General features: G+C 68.7%; 22 protein-coding genes and 1 riboswitch. Of the genes, 16 read left to right on the top strand and 6 right to left on the bottom strand.

Translation table 11 applies throughout. The annotated features are described in order from the left end of the window. Positions 1 to 48: 48 nt before the first annotated feature. A complete protein-coding gene (locus ACN9M4_RS13720) occupies positions 49 to 1,539 on the bottom strand; it encodes an RNB domain-containing ribonuclease (protein WP_426298762.1) in 1,491 nt (496 codons plus the stop codon). Between the two features lie 184 nt (positions 1,540 to 1,723). Between ACN9M4_RS13720 and ACN9M4_RS13715 the strand changes: the two genes are divergently transcribed. Further along, a complete protein-coding gene (locus tag ACN9M4_RS13715; RefSeq protein ID WP_426298760.1) occupies positions 1,724 to 2,239 on the top strand; it encodes a DUF805 domain-containing protein in 516 nt (171 codons plus the stop codon). A 102-nt stretch (positions 2,240 to 2,341) separates the two neighbouring features. On the opposite strand, the gene thiE is transcribed toward ACN9M4_RS13715, so the two are convergent. Further along, positions 2,342 to 3,025 (bottom strand): thiamine phosphate synthase, encoded by a 684-nt coding sequence (thiE, locus tag ACN9M4_RS13710; protein ID WP_426298758.1) that lies wholly within the window; start codon positions 3,023 to 3,025, stop codon positions 2,342 to 2,344. A gap of 27 nt (positions 3,026 to 3,052) precedes the next feature. After that, positions 3,053 to 3,171, top strand: a riboswitch (TPP riboswitch). Here thiE and ACN9M4_RS13705 point away from each other — a divergent pair. The 4 genes from ACN9M4_RS13705 to ACN9M4_RS13690 all read left to right on the top strand — a co-directional run bounded on the left by ACN9M4_RS13705 (position 3,162) and on the right by ACN9M4_RS13690 (position 5,850). Then, a complete protein-coding gene (locus ACN9M4_RS13705; protein ID WP_426298756.1) occupies positions 3,162 to 4,454 on the top strand; it encodes an FAD-dependent oxidoreductase in 1,293 nt (430 codons plus the stop codon). (Overlaps the previous riboswitch by 10 nt.) Then, complete coding sequence (gene thiS / locus ACN9M4_RS13700) at positions 4,451 to 4,687, top strand: sulfur carrier protein ThiS (protein ID WP_115787935.1); 237 nt, start codon at positions 4,451 to 4,453, stop codon at positions 4,685 to 4,687. Before ACN9M4_RS13705 ends, thiS begins: the two co-directional genes overlap by 4 nt. A gap of 3 nt (positions 4,688 to 4,690) precedes the next feature. Then, positions 4,691 to 5,488: a thiazole synthase gene (locus ACN9M4_RS13695; protein ID WP_426298754.1), complete on the top strand. Its 798-nt coding sequence runs from the start codon at positions 4,691 to 4,693 to the stop codon at positions 5,486 to 5,488. A gap of 20 nt (positions 5,489 to 5,508) precedes the next feature. After that, positions 5,509 to 5,850, top strand: coding sequence for a 4a-hydroxytetrahydrobiopterin dehydratase (locus ACN9M4_RS13690; RefSeq protein WP_426298752.1), 342 nt, complete (start codon positions 5,509 to 5,511; stop codon positions 5,848 to 5,850). 63 nt (positions 5,851 to 5,913) lie between these two features. Here ACN9M4_RS13690 and ACN9M4_RS13685 read toward each other — a convergent pair whose 3' ends face one another. From ACN9M4_RS13685 to ACN9M4_RS13675, 3 genes are read right to left on the bottom strand one after another with little or no spacing between them, the layout of a single operon-like run. After that, positions 5,914 to 6,216 (bottom strand): hypothetical protein, encoded by a 303-nt coding sequence (locus ACN9M4_RS13685; protein WP_426298750.1) that lies wholly within the window; start codon positions 6,214 to 6,216, stop codon positions 5,914 to 5,916. Positions 6,217 to 6,250: 34 nt separating this feature from the next. Further along, entirely contained in the window at positions 6,251 to 6,475 is a 225-nt protein-coding gene (locus ACN9M4_RS13680) for a DUF3107 domain-containing protein (protein ID WP_120520018.1), read from the bottom strand. Positions 6,476 to 6,525: 50 nt separating this feature from the next. Beyond that, entirely contained in the window at positions 6,526 to 7,182 is a 657-nt protein-coding gene (locus ACN9M4_RS13675) for a TetR/AcrR family transcriptional regulator (protein WP_426298748.1), read from the bottom strand. Between the two features lie 85 nt (positions 7,183 to 7,267). On the opposite strand from ACN9M4_RS13675, the gene moeB reads away from it, so the two are divergent. Continuing rightward, a complete protein-coding gene (moeB, locus tag ACN9M4_RS13670) occupies positions 7,268 to 8,467 on the top strand; it encodes a molybdopterin-synthase adenylyltransferase MoeB (RefSeq protein WP_426298746.1) in 1,200 nt (399 codons plus the stop codon). A gap of 35 nt (positions 8,468 to 8,502) precedes the next feature. Further along, complete coding sequence (locus tag ACN9M4_RS13665) at positions 8,503 to 9,492, top strand: SDR family NAD(P)-dependent oxidoreductase (RefSeq protein WP_426298744.1); 990 nt, start codon at positions 8,503 to 8,505, stop codon at positions 9,490 to 9,492. Positions 9,493 to 9,553: 61 nt separating this feature from the next. Here ACN9M4_RS13665 and ACN9M4_RS13660 read toward each other — a convergent pair whose 3' ends face one another. Further along, positions 9,554 to 10,918, bottom strand: a complete 1,365-nt coding sequence (locus ACN9M4_RS13660) for a glutamyl-tRNA reductase (protein ID WP_426298742.1) — start codon at positions 10,916 to 10,918, stop codon at positions 9,554 to 9,556. 148 nt (positions 10,919 to 11,066) lie between these two features. On the opposite strand from ACN9M4_RS13660, the gene hemE reads away from it, so the two are divergent. The 9 genes from hemE (at position 11,067) to hemL (ending at position 21,133) form a co-directional block, all read left to right on the top strand. Next, positions 11,067 to 12,200 (top strand): uroporphyrinogen decarboxylase, encoded by a 1,134-nt coding sequence (gene hemE / locus ACN9M4_RS13655; protein WP_426298740.1) that lies wholly within the window; start codon positions 11,067 to 11,069, stop codon positions 12,198 to 12,200. Positions 12,201 to 12,203: 3 nt separating this feature from the next. Then, positions 12,204 to 13,706, top strand: a complete 1,503-nt coding sequence (gene hemG, locus ACN9M4_RS13650; RefSeq protein WP_426298738.1) for a protoporphyrinogen oxidase — start codon at positions 12,204 to 12,206, stop codon at positions 13,704 to 13,706. Positions 13,707 to 13,786: 80 nt separating this feature from the next. After that, positions 13,787 to 14,488, top strand: a complete 702-nt coding sequence (gene hemQ / locus ACN9M4_RS13645; protein WP_426298736.1) for a hydrogen peroxide-dependent heme synthase — start codon at positions 13,787 to 13,789, stop codon at positions 14,486 to 14,488. Next, positions 14,485 to 15,714: a ferrochelatase gene (locus ACN9M4_RS13640; protein ID WP_426298734.1), complete on the top strand. Its 1,230-nt coding sequence runs from the start codon at positions 14,485 to 14,487 to the stop codon at positions 15,712 to 15,714. Before hemQ ends, ACN9M4_RS13640 begins: the two co-directional genes overlap by 4 nt. After that, positions 15,711 to 16,694 (top strand): hydroxymethylbilane synthase, encoded by a 984-nt coding sequence (hemC, locus tag ACN9M4_RS13635; protein WP_426298732.1) that lies wholly within the window; start codon positions 15,711 to 15,713, stop codon positions 16,692 to 16,694. The genes ACN9M4_RS13640 and hemC overlap by 4 nt, the downstream gene beginning before the upstream one ends. Next, positions 16,681 to 17,601 carry a uroporphyrinogen-III synthase gene (locus ACN9M4_RS13630; RefSeq protein WP_426298730.1) on the top strand — a complete coding sequence of 307 codons (921 nt, stop codon included), beginning with the start codon at positions 16,681 to 16,683 and terminating at the stop codon, positions 17,599 to 17,601. The genes hemC and ACN9M4_RS13630 overlap by 14 nt, the downstream gene beginning before the upstream one ends. Before the next feature lie 3 nt (positions 17,602 to 17,604). Continuing rightward, positions 17,605 to 18,585 carry a porphobilinogen synthase gene (gene hemB, locus ACN9M4_RS13625; RefSeq protein ID WP_426298728.1) on the top strand — a complete coding sequence of 327 codons (981 nt, stop codon included), beginning with the start codon at positions 17,605 to 17,607 and terminating at the stop codon, positions 18,583 to 18,585. 150 nt (positions 18,586 to 18,735) lie between these two features. Continuing rightward, positions 18,736 to 19,761, top strand: a complete 1,026-nt coding sequence (locus tag ACN9M4_RS13620; RefSeq protein ID WP_426303478.1) for an LLM class flavin-dependent oxidoreductase — start codon at positions 18,736 to 18,738, stop codon at positions 19,759 to 19,761. Positions 19,762 to 19,819: 58 nt separating this feature from the next. After that, a complete protein-coding gene (hemL, locus tag ACN9M4_RS13615; RefSeq protein ID WP_426298726.1) occupies positions 19,820 to 21,133 on the top strand; it encodes a glutamate-1-semialdehyde 2,1-aminomutase in 1,314 nt (437 codons plus the stop codon). Positions 21,134 to 21,209 lie beyond the last annotated feature (76 nt).

Raw genomic sequence — 21,209 nt, 5'->3', positions numbered from 1 at the left:
CGGGTCAAGTGTAACGGTTTCTCCGCTTGGCCCGCTGAAGACGCCACGTCAGCCGATCAGTTCGAGGGAAATCTGCCGGGTGTTGATATCGGCGGCCAGTAGCCGCACACGGACCTTGGTGCCGGATTCCATCTCGCCCTCGCAGCGGGCGGTGACTGCTGGTTCGGCGATCTGCACGACGCCGGAGGGGCGGCCGTTGCCGTTCCCGTTGCCATTGTTGCCGTTCGGCTTGGATCCGTTCGGCTTGGAGCCGGAGATGACGACGGCGTCGAACTCCTCGCCCACATGGCTCACGAGCAGCGCGGCCTCCACGGTGTCCAGCGCCAGCCGCTCGAGCCTGCCGGCCAGTTGGTCAGACGTGGCCATGATCGCCGGCAGCGCCGGCAGCGCCTCGCGGGCCCATGCGGGAATTCCGTTGCCGTTGCTCAGGGCCTCGCAGATCACCAGGACAAAGCGGTCGACGAGGCGCCGCAGCGGGGCGGTGGCGTGGGCGTAGGGTGCGCCGATGGCGGACTGCAGCACGTAGCCGGGGACCTCGCCGTCGAAGGGGGTGTAGCCGGCCCCCCGGAACAGCATGCCCGCCGAATGCAGGATGGCCAGTTGCTTGGGGTCAGTGGGGTCCAAAGTCCGGAGGTATTCGCCGTAGCTCATGCCGCCGTCGCCGTCCCTCCACGGCTTGCCGAGCGCTGCCGTCTGGCGCTTGAAATGCAGCAGCGAGCGCTCGTCCGGAGAGGGCATGGTGCGCAGGATGCCCACTTTGCCGTCCAGCATCAGCTCGGCGGCCGCCATGCCGGTCATCAACGAGATCTGGGCGTTCCAGTCCTCCACCGGCAGTGACGGCGCGGCCACGATCCGGTAGTCGCCCAGCGGCAGGGCAGCGATCTCCTGGTCCGGCATGTTCAGGCTCGCTCCGCCGCGACGGCGCTCCAGGTCCACGCGCTTCAGGCCCACCTCCTTGAGCAGCTGCAGGACCGGTGCTGCCGTGCCGGCGTCGATCTCGGCCTGGACGTCGCGGTAGTTGAGCTTCGCCCGGCTGCGGACGCTGGCCCGCCGCACCGATGCCGAGCGGACCTCCGCCGCGGCATCCAATGCGAACTCCCAGACAAACGCGCCGCAGCGCTGCCCGGCCAGCAGGCTGCCGGCGTGCTCGCTGATGACCTCCGGGTGCAGGGGGATCCGTCCGTCCGGGGCGTAGAACGTCTGCCCGCGGTGCCGTGTCTCCTCGTCCAGGGCGCCGCCGGGGGTAACGAAGGAGGGGACGTCGGTGATGGCGTAGAAGACCTTGTAGCCTTCGCCGGCGCGCTCGATGTGCAGCGCCTGGTCGAGGTCCGTGGAACTGGCAGGATCGATGGTCACGAAAGGGATGTGGTCGAGGTCCAGCGGTGGCAGGGAGTGCCGGGCCACGGCTTCCTTGGCCTCGGCAATGGCGTCGTGTGGAAAGTCCCCGGGCAGCTCCAGTTCCGTCCGTAGCGCGGCGAGTGCCTCCGCCAGCTGGTTCGACGTCTTACTGACATTCGGGGTTATCCGGTGATGTGACACGAAAGTCAGGGTAACCGATCCGGATTGGGCTGGAAACGACGCCGTGATGCGCAGTATTGCGCCCTGCGTCAATGGGAAGCGCAGACTGTTTCCTCGTGGTGCCTGTGCGTCTAGTGTTGCGGGTGGGGGATATAAGCAGCTCCCTCGCCACACATCGCATCCATTATCCGAGGGAGATCCTTCAATGAGTTACGAGAACCCGGCGGGCCAGCCTTACGGTGGCCCGGTCCCGCCCTACTACGCGGCGCCGCGGACCTTTGCCCCGCGCGCCCAGGTCGGCTTCGTAGAGGCCGTCAAGCAGTACTACCGGCGCTACGCCGAATTCTCCGGGCGTTCCAACCGCAGCGAGTACTGGTGGGTCGCCCTGTACCAGGCGATTGTCAACTTCGTGCTCTGGATTCCGTATTACGTCGTGCTGGCGGGCTATACGGCATCCGTCGCATCCGCCACCACCGTTGCGGAGCAGCAGGCGGCAACCCAGGCGTTCCCTGCCGCGGCCCTGCTCTTCGGCGCGTTGGCCGGCCTCTGGGGCCTTGCCCACCTCGTGCCGAACCTGGCCATCATTGTCCGCCGCCTGCACGACACCGGCCGCAGCGGCTGGTTCGTCCTTCTGGGCCTGATCCCGTTCGTCGGCGGCATCATCCTGCTGGTCCTGACTGTCATCGAGTCCAAGCCTGAAGGCGCCCGCTACGGCGCCTAAGCATTTCCGCTGAAACAACGACGGCGGCCGTCGCCCAAGGTGCAATAAGCACCCGGGGCGGCGGCCGCCGTCGTCATTGAACCGATTGTGACTGCGGGCCCATTAAGCCTCGGGCAGGGCTGCGAGCAGCGACTGCGCTGCCGCCGTCGGGTCGCTGGCTTCGGTGATCGCCCGCACCACCACGATGCGGCTGGCTCCGGCCTGCACCACCTCTTCCACATTGCCGTGATCGATGCCGCCGATGGCGAACCACGGCAGCTGGACGCCGCCCACCCGTTCCTCATCGGCGGCGTGCACCGCATTCGCGGCGTACTTGACCAGGTCCAGACCGACCGCGTCCCGGCCCGGCTTCGTCGGCGTTGCCCACACCGGACCCACGCAGAAATAATCCAGGCCGCTGCGGCCCGGAGACGCGGCGATCGCGGCGTCAACCTGTTCCGGGGTGTGGGTCGACAGGCCGATCACCGTGGGGTCGTGCAGCAGTTTCCGTGCCGAGCGCAGCGGAAGATCCTTCTGGCCGATGTGGAATACCGGGGCCCCGGAAAGGGAGGCGATGTCCGCCCGGTCGTTGACGGCCCAGAGGCGGCCGTGTCGGTGGGCCACCGCATGCAGGACCTCCAGCAGTTCAAGCTCCTCGGCCGCTTCGATCGTCTTGTCGCGGAGCTGGATGATGTCCACTCCGCCTTCGAACGCGGCGTCGACGAATTGCTCGAAATCGCCCTGCTTCTTCCGGGCGTCGGTGCACAGGTAGAGGCGGGCAGTGGTGTGCAGAACATGCTGGGTCATGGAAACCAGAGTAGTTCCCCTAAACTGGGCTGGTACTGCGGGAGCCGCGACCGTCGTAATAAGACCGTCCGGCTGAGAGGGCTTCAGCGCCGACCGCTTGACCTGATCCGGTTAATGCCGGCGTAGGGAAGGACCCATGGACACACTTCACCCGGCACCCCGGAATCCCGCCCTCACCGCCGACGTCGCGGTCATCGGTGCGGGCATCATAGGCCTCGGCATCGCCCATGAAGCCCGCCGCTCGGGACGGTCCGTGGTGGTCATCGACCCCGCCCCCGCGACCGGTGCAACCTTCGCCGCGGCAGGCATGCTGGCACCGGTGAGCGAGCTGCACTATCAGGAGGAAGACCTCCTCGAGCTGATGCTCGCCTCCTCGCAGCTCTGGCCGGGCTTCGTAGAAGGTCTGCAGTCCGCGGCGCGGGGCACCGGATACCGCACGACGCCGACCCTCGCCGTAGGTGCGGACGCCGCCGACCGCCGGGCCTTCGCCGACCTCCGGGACGTCCAGCTGGGCCTGAGCCTGGAGATCCGGGCCCTGCCGCTGCGCGAGGCCCGCGAACGCGAGCCCCTGCTCAGCCCGCAGATTTCCTGTGCCTTCGAAATTCCCGGAGACCACCAAGTGGACCCGCGCCGGCTTGCCGCAACCATCCTCGAAAGCCTTGGGCGGCACTCGCCGGAGGCCGCCAGCTGGGTTGACGGAGTAACAGACGGTTTCCTGCTCAACACGGCAGCCGCCGGGCTCCTTTGGGAAGACGCAAAGGGAGAGGACGCCAGGGTGGCCGGGGTGCTCCTGGCCGACGGCGCAATGGTCCGGGCCACTGAAACCGTGCTGGCCAACGGTCTGGGCGCCTCCGCACTGGAGGGCCTGCCGGAAGGGCTCGTCTTGCCGCTGCGGCCGGTGTACGGGGATATCCTGCGCCTGCGCGTGCCACGGCACCTGCAGCCCTTGCTCACGGCGACGGTCCGGGGCCTGGTCCGCGGGGTGCCCGTGTACATCGTCCCGCGCGACGACGGCACGGTGGTGATCGGGGCAAGCCAGCGCGAGGACGGGCCCAGTTCGGCCAGCGTCGTGTCCGCGGGCGGGGTGTACCAGTTGCTCCGCGACGCCCAGGTCCTGCTTCCCGCCGTCGCGGAGCTGGAACTGCTCGAATCCACCGCCCGTGCCCGTCCCGGAACCCCGGACAACGCGCCCCTCCTGGGCCGGGTCGGCACCGCCGCTCCGCGTGCAGGCCGCGACGGCGGGCAGCTGCCTGGTCTGATCGTCGCCACCGGTTTCTTCCGGCACGGCGTCCTGCTCACCCCGGCGGCCGCCTCCATCTGCGTGGGGCTCATGGACGGCCGCCGCGACGAACGCTGGACCAGGTTCCGGCCCGACCGTTTCCCGAACTCCCTCCACCCAGCACCAGCCACCATCAAGGAACACGCATGAACATCAAGCTCAACGGGGACCACCGTTCAATCGGCGACGGCGCCTCGGTCACCACCCTTGTCACGGAACTCACCGGGCGCGGCCTGGACGCCAGCGGCCAGGCGACGGACGGACGCAAGATCGGCGTCGCCGTCGCCCGCAACGCCGAGGTGGTTCCGCGCAGCCAGTGGGCAGCGACGGCGCTCGCAGAGGGCGACGAACTCGAAATCGTCACCGCGGTACAGGGAGGCTGAAGCATGACCACCACAAGCATCCGGACACAGAACGATCCGCTGGTGATCGACGGCGTCGAGTTCGGCTCTCGGCTCATCATGGGCACCGGCGGGGCACCGAGCCTGGACGGCCTGGGCGCCGCCCTGCTGGCCTCGGGTACCGAACTGACCACCGTGGCCATGCGGCGGTATTCGCCCGCCGAGACCGGGTCCCTGTTCCAGTTGCTCCTGGACAACGGCATCCGCGTCCTGCCCAACACAGCCGGCTGTTTCACCGCGAAGGACGCCGTGCTCACCGCCGAGCTTGCCCGCGAAGCCCTCGAAACCGACTGGGTGAAACTGGAAGTCATCGCCGACGAACACACCCTGCTGCCGGACGCCGTCGAACTGGTCGACGCCACCGAGCAACTGGTGAACCGCGGCTTCAAGGTCTTCGCCTACACGAACGACGACCCCGTGCTGGCCCTGCGGCTGGAGAACCTCGGGGCCACCGCGGTGATGCCGCTTGGCGCGCCGATCGGCACCGGCCTGGGCATCCTGAACCCGCACAATATCGAACTCATCGTCTCCCGGGCTTCCGTTCCCGTGGTGCTCGACGCCGGAATCGGCACGGCCTCCGATGCCGCCCTCGCCATGGAACTCGGCTGCGATGCCGTGCTGCTGGCCACCGCGGTGACCCGCGCCCAGAATCCGGTGCAGATGGGGGAGGCCTTCAAACACGCCGTGGTGGCCGGTAGGCTGGCGAAACAGGCCGGCCGGATCCCGCGCCGCGAGCACGCTTTGGCTTCCTCGGCAATGGAAGGCCGCGCCGAATTCCTCTGACGGGTTCTGCAAGGAGTGCCATGAGCGAAGCGAAGGACATCCTGAGCCAGGCGGAAATCGATGAAGCCCTGCCTGGCCTGCCGGACTGGGAGTACCGCTCCGGCGGGCTCGTGACGGTCTACAAGCTGCCGACGTCCGCTGCCGCGCTGGAGCTGATTGCCGCCGTCGGCCAGATCGCCGAGGAGCTGAACCACCACCCGGACCTGGACTGGCGCTACAACCGGGTGTTCCTGCGGTTCACCTCCCACGACGCCGGCACGGCAGTCACCGGCCGCGATATCCGCGCCGCGCGGCGCTGCAGCGAGGCTGCGGCGGCCGCCAGCGCCGTGGCCCAAGCGGAGCGTTTCCCTCCCGCCGGCTGACCCTGAACGCAATGTGGCCACCAACCGTGATGGTTGGTGGCCACACTTGCTTGCGGGCTGAGCCTAGAGACGCAGGGCGGCGGTCAGCTTCGCCGTATCGTGTGCCGTGCGGATCCGTCCCAGATAGAGGACGACGGCCACGGCGGCCGCCGTTCCGATCACCATGGGCAGTACCCAGGGGATCCAGGTCAGGCCGGGCTGGTAGCCGAAGCCGAGCATGATGAAGATCGTCCAGCTCAGCATGCCGACGGCCAGCGCCACGCCCGCCGGGAGCGCGATGCCGTACTTGCCGTGGCGTTTGTCGTTCGCCCAGACGATCAGGCCCGCGGCAACGGTGACCAAGGCCACAATGACAAGTGAAAGCATGTTTCCTCCCGGCTGGCTGGTTGGCAGAAAGGTCTTAGAGGGCCCCGAAACCCACGCGGCGCACTTCCTCGGCGCCGATCTCCACATAGCCCAGGACGCTGCCCGGGACGATGACCTGCCGGCCCTTTTCATCGCTCAGGCGCAGGTCGCTGCCCTTGGAGATGGCTTCGCTGACAATCTTCGCGACGGCCTCGGCATCGAGCGCAGATTCCAGCACGATCTCACGGCCAACGTTCTGAATGCCGATCTTTACTTCCACAGCAAGGCCTCCCAGCCGGTTTAGGGTTTACTCAGTTCTCTATTTCTAGCCTAGGACTCTTTGGGGAAGCGACTGATTCCGCGCCAAGCTAAACGGTAGATCAACTCGCTGGCCACATCGAGGTCCAGCCCGCCGTCGGTCTCCAGCCAGTACCGGGCACTGACCTGGGCCATTCCGGCCAGGCCGCGGCCCAGCAATTGGGCCTCCATAGGCGGCAGCTTGGTGTCTTCGGCAATGACCTTCGCCACGGCGTCGGCGAAGGTGCGGTTGAAGGTCTCAAGCCGGGAGCTGACATCGGGATCGTTGATCAGGTCGGATTCGAACACCAGACGGTGGGCCTGGTCGTCGGCCGCGATGAACTGGAAGTAGGCGCGCATCACCGCCTGCACGCGCTGCTTGTTGTCCGTGGTGGAGTTCAGGGCGCTGAGCATCAGCTCCGTGAGCGTGGCCAGATGGCTGTCCAACAGGGCCATGTAGAGCTCGCGTTTTGACGGGAAATGCTGGTAGAGGACCGGTTTGCTGACCCGTGCGGTCTCGGCTATTTCGTCCATGGCTGCGCCGTGGAAGCCGTTGGCCACGAACACTTCCAAGGCGGCACTGAGCAGTTGCGCGCGGCGTTCGTCCCGCGGAAGCCTGGCGGAACGCGTTGCGCCGCTCCGCTCCTGCTTAGCCGGTACCACCTGCTGTGTGCGTGCGCTTTCAGCCACTTGTCTGCCGCCTTTCCTTTGCAGTTATGACCACTTTACGTCCCGGTAATATGACCTGTCGGCAGCGGCGGGCATACATTGAAGTATGGCTACTGCATTTGCTGCCCCCACCACGTCCGCCGCGCTGCCTCCCCTGGTTGACGCCGCCGCGGAACTGAGCACCGAAGAAGTAGAGCGCTACTCGCGCCATCTCATTATTCCGGAGATCGGTTCGGTGGGTCAGCGCCGCCTGAAGAACGCAAAAGTGCTGGTCATCGGCGCAGGCGGCCTCGGTTCGCCGGCCCTGCTCTACCTGGCCGCCGCTGGCGTGGGCACCATCGGCATCATCGACGACGACGACGTGGACTTGAGCAACCTCCAGCGCCAGATCATCCACGGAGTGTCCGACGTCGGCCGCCCCAAGATCGAGTCCGCCCGGGACGCCATCCGGGAACTGAACCCGCTGGTCACCGTGCAGCTCCACAACGAGCGACTGGATTCCTCGAACGCCCTGGACATCTTCGCCGGCTACGACCTCATCCTGGACGGTGCCGACAACTTCGCCACCCGCTACCTCGTCAACGACGCCGCCGAAATCCTCGGCAAGCCCTACGTGTGGGGCTCCATTTTCCGCTTCGACGGCCAGGTGAGCGTGTTCTGGGCCAAGCACGGTCCCAGCTACCGGGACCTGTACCCGGAAGCCCCTCCGGCCGGCTCGGTCCCCTCCTGCGGCGAGGGAGGCGTCTTCGGCATGCTGTGCGCGGCCGTCGGCTCCCTGATGGTGACCGAGGCAATCAAGCTCATCACCGGCGTCGGGCGCTCCCTGCTGGGCCGCGTGGCGCTTTTCGACGCGCTCGGCGGCAGCTGGCGCGAGATCAAGGTGGCCAAGGACCCCGAAGCGGAGCCGGTCACCGAACTCACCGACTACGAGGCCTTCTGCGGCATCACCCCCGTGGTGGACGCCGGCAGCGTGCCCACCGTGAGCGCCACCGAGCTGGCCGGCATGCTGGAAGCCCGCGAGGCGGGGGACCGGGACTTCGAACTCGTGGACGTCCGGGAGAGCGGCGAACACGACATCGTGAACATCCACGGCTCCGTGCTGATCCCGCAGGGCAGGATCCTGGCCGGGGAAGCCTGGGCGGAGCTGCCGCAGGACAAGGACATCGTGTTCCACTGCAAGAGCGGGGCACGCTCCGCTGCGGTGATGGCTGCCGCCCGCAAGGCCGGGTACACCCGGATCAAGCACCTCGACGGCGGCATCCTGGCCTGGGTGCGCGAGGTGGAACCGCACAAGGCGGTGTACTGAGCCCCGGCCACGCCGGGAGAACACGAGGTTGCAGGATGAGCAAGGACTCCAGGACACCGCAGCGGCCCATTGCTTCGGGATTCGGCCACGGCACCACCGCCATGGAAGTTGTCGCCGGCATTGACCTGACAGGGAAGACCGCAGTGGTCACCGGGGGTTACTCCGGACTTGGCTTGGAGACAGTCAGGGCGCTGTCCGCCGCCGGGGCCCGGGTCACCGTGCCTGCACGCCGCCCCGGACATGCCCGGAAGGTCCTCGACTCCGCGGGCCTGCCGGCCGACGCGGTCGCGGTGGCTGCGCTGGACCTGGCAGACCAGGCCTCCGTCAAGGAATTCGCCGCATGGTTCCGTTCCTCCGGCGAGGCCCTCGACATCCTGATCAACAATGCAGCAATCATGGCGAGCCCGGAACGGCGGGTGGGGCCGGGGTGGGAGTCCCAGTTCGCCACCAACCACCTGGGCCACTTCACGCTGGTCAACACGCTGTGGCCTGCGCTGTCCGCCGCCGGCTCGGCCCGTGTGGTGTCTTTGTCCTCCACCGGGCACAAACTCTCGCCCATCCGTTTCGAGGACATCAATTTCGGCCTCGGCTACGACAAATGGAAGGCCTACGGCCAGGCCAAGACGGCAAATGCGCTGTTCGCCGTCGAACTTGACCGGCTCGGCAAGGCAGGCGGGGTACGGGCATTCGCCGTGCATCCCGGGGGGATCATGACCGAACTGCAGCGCCACCTGGCGCGCGAAGAAATGATCGCGGCCGGGTGGATGAACGCCGAGGGCAAGGTCAGGGAGGGCTTCAAAACCCCCGAACAAGGCGCCGCCACGTCTGTTTGGACAGCCACGTCCCCGGCGTTGGCCGGCATGGGGGGCGTGTATTGCGAGGACTGCGACATTGCGGAGCCCACGGACCCGGCGTCGCCCTTGGCGCGGTACAGGGGAGTGGACCCGCACGCGGTTGATCCGGAGGCGGCGCAAAGGCTGTGGGCCCTATCCGCGGACATGACGGGCGTCAACGCGTTTGGGTGAGTGACCACCTGGGTGAGTGACCACCTGGGCGGGCTACGCCGGGAGTTTTCCCGGGTGGCGCTCAGGCGCTTTCCGCGCGGGGGAGCAAGCCGTCCGCTGTGCCGCGCGCGCTCCGGCCCTCCACCGACTGGTGGTCCACCGGGCACTCGGCCTGCCGGGCCGGGGTGGCAGGCTGCTCCACCTGGATTCCATAGAGGGCCTCGAGTGCTGAAACGTAATCGTCCTGCTGGCCGTTGGCGGCAAGTTCCCGTGCCCTCACCGTGGGGATGTGGAGCAGCTGCTTGACCATGCGGCGCAGCGCGAACTCCACCTCTTCGGCGGCAGCCGTGCAGCCGTGGCGGGCCCGGACCTTCTCCATCTCGGCGTCCAGCACGCTCATGGTGTGGCGGCGCAGCGCCACGATGGCGGCATCGACCGATCGGGCTTCGCGCTCCTGCTCGAAAGCGGCCGCGGCGCCGGACACAATGGTGCTGGCCTGGGCGAGGGACTCCGCCTGCTCCTGCGGGGCAGCGAGGCGGACGGATTCGAGCGTCAGCAGCTCCACGCCGTCGAGTTCGCCGACGGTGGGGTCGAAGTCGTGGGTCAGGGCAAGGTCGATCGCGATCAGCGTGCCGGTGGAAGACTCGCGGATGCGCGCCAGTTCGGCGGCTTCCACGCGGTTGTCCGAACCGCTGCAGCCGATCATCACGTCGGCCGCGGCGACGGCGGCCGGCAGCTTGTCGGCGTCGAGGGCGGTGCCGCCGCGGGTGGCCACGAAGGTTTCGGCGCGGCCCGAGGAGGAATAGACGGAGATGTCCTTGCAGCCGCGTTCACGGAGCAGGGACATGGTGGCTCCGGCGTAGGCGCCCGTGCCGAAGACGACGACCTTCTTGTTGCCCCAGTCGGTGTCGTCCGAGAGGTCGGTGGCGAGGTCCAGTGCGACGGACACGATCGAGAGGCCCCGCGAGCCAAGGGCGGTCTGCGCCCCGACATCCTTCGCGGTCTTCGACGCGGCCTGGAACAGGCGGACGAGGCCCGGGCTGGCGGTGCCTTCGTGCTGGGCGGTGATGAGGGCGCGGCGGACCTGTCCGGCGATTTCGCGTTCGCCCACGACGGCGGAATCGAGGCCGGCGCTGACGGCGAAGAGGTGCCGGCTGACTTCGGAGCCGCTGTTGGTGCTGAAGGCCTTGGAGACGAGCTGCTCGTTGAGGCCGCTCAATCCGCTGATCTTGCCGACCAGTGCGGAACGGGCCGCCTCAAGGTCCTCCGCGTGCGCGGTTTCCCCGTAGATTTCGTAGCGGTTGCAGGTGGCCAGGACAACGGCGCCGGAGACAAGCCCGCTTTCGGCAAGGGCGGAGGAGGCAAGCACGGAAGAACCGGTGCTCAGCTGAGCAACGGTCTCAAGGTCGATGTCGGCATGTGTTGCCACCAGAGAAAAAAGAACCACAGCAGAGACATCATAGCTTTTTCGGTGCCTCGTAGAACAACAGGCACGTGATGGCTCCTGCCACTGACCGGCGTGACATATGCCATGGCGGCGGTCGGCGACAGACTGTCGTTATCTTTTGCCCCCGATTTTCGGCACAATCGAAGGCATGACTTCCAGCTCTGCCCTGCCGGGTTCCGCGCAGCCTGCCCCTTCCACTGCCGGGGACGCCGTGGCCTCCGGACTCGACGCCGGCCACCCCTTGATGGACGGCCGCACCGCGGATTCGCCCCTGATCCAGGCGTACCGAGGCGGCAAGCCCAGCCGGCGACCGGTGTGGTTCATGCGCCAGGCCGGCCGCTCGCTTCCGGAGTACCTGAAGGTGCGCCAGGGCGTGGCCATGCTGGACTCGTGCCTGCGCCCCGAGCTGGCCGCAGAGATCACCCTGCAGCCGGTCCGCCGCCATGACGTCGACGCCGGGATCTTCTTCTCCGACATTGTCATCCCGCTCAAGCTCGCCGGCGTGGGCGTGGACATCGTGCCCGGCGTCGGCCCCGTGCTGGAGCAGCCCGTCCGGACCGCCGCCGACGTCGCTGCCCTGCCGCAGCTGAGCTGGGAGGCACTGGAACCCATCCGCGAAGCCGTGCGGCTCACGGTCGCTGAACTCGGCAACACGCCGCTGATCGGATTCGCCGGTGCGCCGTTCACACTGGCCGCCTACATGGTGGAAGGCAGGCCGTCCCGCGACCACCTCGGCCCCCGCACCATGATGCACGCCGACCCGGAGGCCTGGGCCGCCCTGGCCAACTGGGCCGCCGACGCCTCCGGCATGTTCCTGCGCGCCCAGCTGGAAGCCGGCGCCTCCGCCGGCCAGCTCTTCGACTCCTGGGCAGGTTCGCTGGGCCTGGCCGACTACAGCGAGCACGTGGCTCCGGCCTCGTCCCGCGCGCTGGACCACGTCCGGCACCTTGGTGCCCCGCTGGTGCATTTCGGCACCGGGACCTCCGAACTGCTCGTGGCCATGCGCGACGTCGGCGTCGACGTCGTGGGCGTGGACTACCGCCTGCCTCTCGACGAAGCCAACCGGCGCCTCGGTGGCACGGTTCCTCTGCAGGGCAACATCGACCCCGCCCTGCTCTCGGCGCCGTGGGACATCCTCGAGGCACACGTCCGTTCGGTGATCGCAGCCGGCGCAGGTGCCCCCGGCCATGTGCTCAACCTCGGCCACGGCGTCCCGCCCGAAACCGACCCCACCGTGCTGACCCGCGTGGTGGAACTCATCCACTCGATCCCGGCGGAGTAGCCCGTGCGCGGCCGGCCGGCAGCGCCGGTGCACCAGGAAAGCCGCCGGACGGCCGTCGTCGTCGGCGGCGGCATTTCCGGCCTCCTCGCGGCCCGCGGGCTCGCCGCGGCCGGCCTGGCCGTCACCGTTCTGGAAGCCCGGGAAGAATGGGGCGGCTGCGTCGGCAGGCACGAACTCGGCGGGCTGGCCTTGGACAGTGGTGCCGAGTCGTTCGCCACCCGCTCCACCGCCGTGTCCGACCTCGCCCGCGAGCTCGGACTGGCGGACAACATCGTGGCCCCGCATCCCGGCGGAGCCTGGGTCCAGCTGCCGGACGGGCCGCAGGAACTTCCCAAGACCGGAGTCCTCGGCATCCCGGCCAACCCCTGGGACCCGGAGGTGCGGCGTTCGCTCGGGCTGGCCGGCGCCCTCCGCGCCTCCCTTGACCGCTGGCTGCCCGCCACTTGGGGTGCAGGCAGCGATGTCACCAGCGTCGCCGCCCTGGTCCGTGCCCGGATGGGCCGCCGCGTCCTGGACCGGCTGGTGTCGCCCGTGGTGGGCGGCGTGCATTCGGCCGACCCGGAACTGCTCGACGTCGACATGGTCGCACCCGGCCTGCGCATGGCCATGCGCTCCACGGGTTCCCTGGCGGCCGCCGTCGCGCATCAGCGCAGGGTGGTCGGAGCGCCAGACCCCAGCGAAGCCAGGAAGGCGGGCTCCGCCGTCGCCGGGCTGGCCGGCGGCATGAACACGCTCGTCTCCGCGCTGCTGGCCGATCTGGGCTCCCGCGGCGTCACCCTGTTGCCCGGAACCCGGGCGGAGTCCGTTGCTCGCACCGACGGCGCCTGGCGCGTGAAGGCCGTCAGCGGCGGCGAAAAGCGGGACTACGAGGCCGGACGGCTCGTCGTCGCGCTCGACGGTCCGGCCGCCGTCGGGCTGCTGGAGTCCGCGCTGCCGGAACTGGCAGCGCTCCGCCCGGCAGCCGGGCCGCTGGTCAGCCTGGTGAGCCTGGTGGTGGACAAGCCCGAACTCGATTCCCGGCCGCGGGGCACCGGAATCCTGGTGGCGCCCCAGGTGCCGGGCATCCAGGCAAAGGCGCTTACCCACGCCACCGCGAAATGGGACTGGCTTGCCGAGGAAGCGGGACCCGGCACCCACGTGCTCAGGCTGTCCTATGGGCGGGCGCACGGTGGAACTGCTGACGCGTCCACGGACGATCCCGCGGCCCTGGACGATGCGGCGCTCTTCGAAGCCGCGCTTCGCGATGCGTCCACCCTGCTTGGCGTGCCCCTCGGTACGGAGGACGTGCTGGACTGGGACGTGGTCCGTTGGGCCGGCGCCCTGCCGTTTGCCGCCGTCGGCCACAAACAGCGGGTGGCCGAGGTCCGGAAGGTGAGCGGCGAGGCCGGGGGACTTCTCCTGGTGGGCGGCTGGCTTGCAGGCAATGGACTCGCCGCGGTTGTCGCCGATACCGCGAGCCAGATCGAGGCGGTCCTGCCCGGTGCCCAAGCGCCCGGAACTCCCTGAAATTGTGAGATGACGCACTTCTACGACTTGTAGAAGTGCGTCATTTCGACTTCATGCCCCGCAGGGGGCAAACTTGAACCATGAGCCACACTTCTGCCGAATCTGTCACTAAAACTGCTGAGAACGAAGAACAGTTCTTCACTTTGTGGACTGTTTTCAAGCGTTCGGCAGGCCTCCAGCGCAGCGCCGACGCTGTTGTTGAGTTCGAGAAACTGACCGCCAGGCTTGCCGAGGACGGCGTTGTCCTGCGCGGCAGCTACGACGTCTCTGCCATGCGCGCCGACGCCGACGTGATGGTGTGGCTGCACGGCGCCAAGCCCGAAGCCCTGCAGGCGGCCGTCCGGGACATCCGCCGCAGCGGCCTCTTCGCAGGCACAGGCATCGTATGGTCCGCCATGGGCGTGCACCGCGAAGCCGAGTTCGCCAAGAGCCACACCCCTGCCTTCTCCCGCGGCGTCGAACCCAGCACCTGGCTCTGTGTCTACCCGTTCGTACGCTCCTACGAGTGGTACCTGCTGCCCGCCGAAGAGCGCGGCAAGATGCTGCGCGACCACGGACTGCTGGGCCGCGAATTCCCGCAGGTCATCTCCAACACCGTTTCTTCCTTCGCCCTGGGCGACTGGGAATGGATCCTGGGCCTGGAAGCTCCGGAACTGGTCGACCTGGTGGACCTCATGCGCCACCTGCGCGCTACCGACGCCCGCAACCACGTGCGCGAAGAGATCCCCTTCTACACCGGCCGCCGCATCACCCCCGCCGAGATCGCCGAGGTCCTCGCATGAGCAGTCCTCGCGTGAACCTGGCCGTTTCCACCGGACTGAACGACATCACCGAGCGCTTCCGCCAGGCTCCCAAGGAATACGACGCCATCCTCCTGGCCTCCTTCGGCGGCCCCGAGGGCCAGGATGACGTCATCCCCTTCCTGCGCAACGTGACCCGCGGCCGCGGCATCCCGGACGAGCGCCTTGAAGAGGTGTCGCACCACTACCGCGCCTTCGGCGGAATCAGCCCGATCAACCAGCAGAACCGCGATCTGAAGGCCTCCATTGAGGCCGAGCTCGCCGCCCGCGGCATCGAGCTGCCCGTGCTGTGGGGCAACCGCAACTGGGACCCGTACATCGCGCCGGTGCTGCAGGACGCCTACGACGCCGGCCACCGACGCATCCTCATGCTCACCACCTCTGCGTACACCTGCTACTCCAGCTGCCGCCAGTACCGCGAGGACATCGGCATCGCATTGAACGAGACGGGCCTGGACGGCAAGCTCGAAGTGGACAAGGTCCGCGCCTATTTCGACCACCCGGGTTTCATTGAACCGTTCGTCGAAGGCACCGCCGAAGGCCTGGCCAAGGTCCGCGCAGAACTGGCCGCTGCCGGAACCCCGGACGCCCCGGTGCGCGTGCTGTTCGCCACGCATTCCATTCCCACCCGCGACGCCGAAGCCGCCGGCGCCTCCGCCGAGGAGCCCCGCGAATTCGAGGGCAACTCCGCCTACGTGGCCCAGCACCTGGCCAACGCCCGGGCGATCATGGCCGTCGTCGCCCCCGAGCTCGAATGGGACCTCGTATACCAGTCCCGCTCGGGCGCCCCGCACATCCCGTGGCTGGAACCGGACATCAACGACCACCTCGAAGAGCTGGCCGGCCAGGGACTCAAGGGTGCCGTGATCGTGCCGCTCGGCTTCGTCTCGGACCACATGGAAGTTGCATGGGACCTGGACACCGAAGCACTGGAAACCTGCAGGAACCTTGGGATCGCCGCCACCCGCGTGCCGACGCCCGGCACGCACAGAAAGTTCGTTTCCGGCCTGGTGGACCTGATCTGCGAACGCACCGTGGAACAGCACATCCCGGACCGCCCGCACGTGACGGAACTCGGACCCTGGTACGACGTCCTGCCGGCCAACTGCTCCGAGAACTTCCGCGGCGCCAAGCCCGTCATCGCGGAGAACGGCTCCACCGTCGGCACCGGGCATGAGGCCTACCCGGTGTCCGGGGCCACCAAGTGACGGTCCGGATCGGCACGCGGGCCAGCAAGCTCGCGCTGACCCAGACCCAGCAGACGGCGGACCGGCTGGCCGCCATCGGAGGCTTCGACGTCGAACTCGTCCACATCACCACCGAAGGTGACGTCAGGACCGGTTCGCTGTCCCAGATGGGCGGCACCGGTGTGTTCGTGGCGGCCCTCCGTGAGGCGCTCCTGGACAAGCGCTGCGACGTCGCCGTGCACTCCCTGAAGGACCTGCCGACGGGCGCCGAACCCGGCCTCACCATCGCGGCGACTCCCAAGCGGGTGGACGTGCGCGACGTGCTGTGCGCCCGCGACGGGCTCACCCTGGCCGGACTCCCTGCGGGGGCCAGGGTCGGCACCGGGTCCCCGCGGCGGGCGGCCCAGCTCCGGGCGCTTCGCCAGGACATCGAGGTCATCGACATCCGCGGCAACGTGGACACCCGCCTGGGCCGCGTGCCCGGCCTGCCCGGCAACGCCACCGACGCCGTGGTGCCCGGCAAGAGCAACGACCTCGACGCCGTCGTGCTCGCCGCCGCCGGACTGGAGCGCATCGGCCGGCTTGAGACCGTGAGCGAATTCTTCGAAAGCGACGCCGTGCTCCCCGCCCCGGGGCAGGGTTCCTTGGCAATCGAATGCCGTACCGCAGATGCCGCGGCCGGCGGCTCGCAGGAGGCCCTCGCCCAGGCCCTGGCCGCGTTGAACGATGAGGACACCCGCCTCGCCGTGACAGCCGAGCGTGCCGTCCTCGCCCGCCTCGAAGCCGGCTGCGCCGCCCCGGTGGGCGCCATCGCCTACCGCAAGGGCAGCATGCTGTACCTCGAGGCGGTGGTCTGCTCCGTCGACGGCGGCAAGACTGTACGCGAGAAGAAGGCCACCGACGGACTGAACGAGGTGGGCGCCACCCTGCTGGGCATCGAAGTCGCCGAACTGCTGCTCGCGGCGGGCGCCGCGGAGATCACCGACCTTGCCGCTTCCTGAGTCGGCGGACGGGCCCCGTTCCGGTGCTTCCGCGGACAGCGCGCTGCTCGGGCGGAAAGTCCTCATCACGAGGAGTCCCGACCGCGCCGGCTCCCTGGCACGGGCCTTGTCGGCCGCCGGCGCAGAACCCCTGCTGCTGCCGCTGATCGACTTCGAACGTGCGGCCGATCAACAGGCCTTGGGGGAGTCGCTGGCCGGGCTTGCCCGCGGACGCTACGACTGGCTCGTGGTCAGCAGCATCACCACGGTCCGCGCACTGAAGGCCAAGGCGGCGGAGCAGGGCAAACAGCTTTCCGAGCTCCTGCCGTCCGGTGTGCGGGTGGCAACCATCGGTCCGTCCTCGCGCCGGATCCTGGAAGCCGAGGGCATCCGGGTGGACCTGGCGCCGGAAGGCAGCCAGTCCGCCGCGGGCCTGCTCGAGGTGTGGCCCGACGGTCCCGGGCGGGTCCTGCTGCCGCAGGCGGACATCGCCGATTCCCTGCTCTCGGACGGGCTGACCGGCAAAGGCGCGGAGGTCGCCGTCGTGACCGCCTACCGGACGGTCGACTTCCCGGCCCGCCCGGAGGAGCGGCTGGACACGGAACTGGCCAAGGCCGCCGCCTGGTCCGTCACCCAGGGCGCCGAGCTGCCCCTCTTGGAGCCGGCACGTGCCCGGGGATTGATCGACGACGGCGCCCTGGCCGCCGTCGTTGCCGCCTCACCCAGCGCCGCACGCCGGATCGCCGCAACCCTGCTGCCGCTGCGGGACTGCCGCTTCATCGCGATCGGACGCTCGACGGCGGCAGAGGCCGCTGCCCTCGGAATCACCGTCGCCGCGACCGCCACGGAACCCACCCCGGACGGCATCGTCGCCGCCCTTACCGAACTGTTCGCCACCGCAGGGCCGCCCGCCCCGGAAAGGACGTAAGACATGAGCTTCCCCAACCACCGGCCCCGCCGGCTCCGCACCACCCCGGCCATGCGCCGCCTGACGGCCGAACACCGGCTGGCCCCGGCCGAGCTGATCCTGCCCGCCTTCATCCGCGAAGGCCTCAGCGAGCCTGCGCCGATCAGCTCCATGCCCGGCGTCGTGCAGCACACCACCGATTCGCTCAAACGGGCGGCCGCTGAGGCCGTGGAGCTGGGTGTCGGCGGCATCATGCTGTTCGGCGTTCCGGCCATGCGCGACGCCTCCGGTTCCGCCTCGCTGGACCCCGAAGGTGTGCTGAACAAGGCCATCCGTGATGTCCGGGCTGAGGTGGGCGACGAGCTCGTGGTCATGAGCGATGTGTGCCTGGACGAATTCACCGACCACGGACACTGCGGCGTGCTCGATGCCAACGGCTACGTGGACAACGACGCCACCCTGGAGCTCTACGGGCAGATGGCCGTGGCCCAGGCGGACGCCGGTGCGCACGTGCTGGGCCCCTCCGGCATGATGGACGGCCAGGTCGCCGTGATCCGCCAGGCCCTCGAAGAAGCAGGCCACAAGAACACCGCCGTGCTGGCTTACGCCGCGAAGTACGCCTCGGCGTTCTATGGACCCTTCCGCGAAGCCGTGGACTCCCAGCTCAAGGGCGACCGCCGGACCTACCAGATGGACGCGGCCAACCGGCGCGAGGCCATCATCGAGGTGGAACTGGACCTCGAAGAAGGCGCGGACATGGTCATGGTCAAGCCGGCCATGAGCTACCTGGACATCCTGGCCGATGTCGCCGCGATGAGCCCCGTGCCGGTGGCCGCCTACCAGATCTCCGGCGAGTACGCGATGATCGAAGCCGCGGCCGCCAACGGCTGGATCGACCGCCGCGGCGCCATCACCGAATCCGTGCTGGGCATCAAGCGCGCCGGTGCCGGCATGGTGCTGACGTACTGGGCGTCCGAGCTCGCGGGCTGGCTGAAGGAAGACTGAGCCCGCACCGCCGGGAATGTTTCCGGGCGCTTCGCGGTTTGTATGCGTATGCATGAAAATAGCGAAGCTCCCGGAACCAGCCCGTCCCTTGATCCCACAGCGTTTGATCCGACGGCTTTCGACCCGACAGGACCCGTTGCGAAAGACGCCATGCTGCTGGGCGTCAGCACCTTCGGCGACGTCGACCTCGACGACGCGGGCGAGCCCAAGCATCATGCCGTGGTGCTGCGCCAGGTGGTGGAACAGGCCAAGCTGGCCGACGCCGTCGGGCTGCATTCCTTCGGGGTGGGGGAGCATCACCGCCGGGACTTCGCCGTCAGCGCACCCGAGGTGCTGCTGGCCGCGGCCGCCTCGGCCACGGAAAACATCCGCCTGGGCAGCGCCGTCACCGTACTGAGTTCGGATGACCCCATCCGCGTCTTCCAACGCTTCGCAACCCTCGACGCCGTCTCCAACGGCCGTGCCGAGGTGATCCTGGGGCGGGGTTCGTTCACGGAGTCCTTCCCGCTCTTCGGCTACGACCTGGCCGACTACGACGTCCTGTTCGAGGAGAAACTGGAGCTCTTCCACCGGGTCCGTTCGCAGAAACCGGTGAACTGGGACGGACGCACCCGCTCCGGGCTGCACGGCCAGATGGTCTACCCGCACCTCGAAGACCGGCTGCTGCCCACCTGGATCGGCGTCGGCGGCACCCCGCAGTCGGTGGTGCGCACCGCGGCCTACGGTTATCCGATGGTGCTGGCGATCATCGGAGGCCAGCCGGAGCGGTTCGCGCCGTTCGCCCAGCTCTACCGCCGGAGCCTGGCCGAGGCCGGCCACGACCCCAAGCAGCTCGCCGTGCATTCGCCGGGCTACGTGGCGGACAGCGACGAACAGGCCCGCGAAGAGTACTTCCCGCACTGGCTCGCCACCCGCAACCGGATCGGCGCCGAACGCGGCTGGGGCCCCGCCGGCCGCGGCGAGTTCGAGGCCCTCGTGGAAGAAGACGGGGCCCTGTTCGTCGGCTCGCCGGACACCGTGGCCGCCAAGATCGCCCGGCTCAAGGGAACCCTCGGCGCCGACCGTTTCGAACTCAAGTACAGCAACGGCACCCTGTCCCATTCGAAGATGATGCGCTCGATTGAGCTTTTCGGCTCCAAGGTGGCGCCGCGGGTATCCGAACTGCTCGCCCCGTGACCCTTTTCATCCCGCAGGGGCGCAAATTCCTTCCTCTGCGGGATGAAAGAATAGGGGCATGACTCGTTCGGATGATCTCTTCGCCCATGCCCAGACCCTGATGCCAGGCGGCGTCAACTCGCCCGTCCGCGCCTTCGGTTCCGTGGGCGGCACCCCGCGATTCATGGTCTCCGCGAAAGGCGCCTACCTCACAGACGCCGACGGCAAGGACTACGTGGACCTGGTCTGCTCCTGGGGTCCTGCGCTGCTTGGCCACGCCCACCCCGCCGTGCTCGACGCCGTGCACGCCGCCGTGGACCGCGGCCTCTCCTTCGGCGCGTCCACCCCGGACGAGGCCCGCCTGGCCGAACTGGTCAAGGAACGCGTTTCCGCCGTCGAGCGCCTCCGCATGGTGTCCACCGGCACCGAGGCCACCATGACAGCCGTGCGCCTGGCCCGCGGCTTCACCGGCCGCAACCTGATCGTGAAGTTCGCCGGCTGCTATCACGGCCACCTCGACGGCCTGCTGGCCGCCGCAGGCTCCGGCCTGGCCACCATGGCGCTTCCCGGCTCGGCCGGCGTCACCGAAGCCGCCGCTGCCGAAACCCTCGTGCTGCCGTACAACGACATCGCCGCCGTCGAGGCCGCGTTCGCCGCGCACGGCGAGCACATCGCCGCCGTCATCACCGAAGCCGCACCGGCCAACATGGGAGTGGTCACCCCGGGCGACGGTTTCAACGCCGCGCTGTCCCGCATCACCGGCGAACACGGCGCTCTCCTCATCCTGGACGAGGTCCTCACCGGTTTCCGCACCGGCTACGCCGGCTACTGGGGACTCACCGGCGGTGCATCCGAAGGCTGGACCCCGGACCTGCTGACCTTCGGCAAGGTGATCGGCGGCGGCATGCCGACGGCGGCCCTCGGCGGGCGTGCCGACGTCATGGACTACCTCGCACCGCTCGGTCCCGTGTACCAGGCGGGAACGCTCTCCGGTAACCCGGTGGCCATGGCGGCCGGCGTGGCGACCCTGACGCATGCGACGCGCGAGGTCTACTCCTTCGTGGACGCGCGGTCCCTGGAGCTCTCCGCGGCCCTGTCTTCCGCGCTGGACGCAGCCGGTGTGGACCACTCCATCCAGCGCGCCGGAAACCTGTTCTCGGTGGCCTTCGGCACCTCTGCCAACGGCGTGCACAACTACGCCGACGCCCAGGCCCAGGACGTGTTCCGCTACGCGCCGTTCTTCCACTCCATGCTCGACGCCGGCGTTTACCTGCCGCCGAGCGTCTTCGAGGCCTGGTTCCTCTCCGCGGCGCACGACGACGCCGCGATGAACCGGATCTTCGACGCCCTTCCGGCCGCCGCCAAGGCCGCCGCACAGGCGGTTCCTGCCTGAAATACCGCAATACCCGCACGGCCGGCAGTGGTTCCCCCGCTGCCGGCCGTGGCAGGCGTAGTCTGGCCACACCTAC

The sequence above is a fragment of the Arthrobacter sp. R-11 genome (genome assembly GCF_049913155.1).
Classification (GTDB): Bacteria; Actinomycetota; Actinomycetes; order Actinomycetales; family Micrococcaceae; genus Arthrobacter.
The sequence above is the reverse complement of the archived record's forward strand: the minus strand, read 5'-3'. Positions and strand labels throughout refer to the sequence as shown.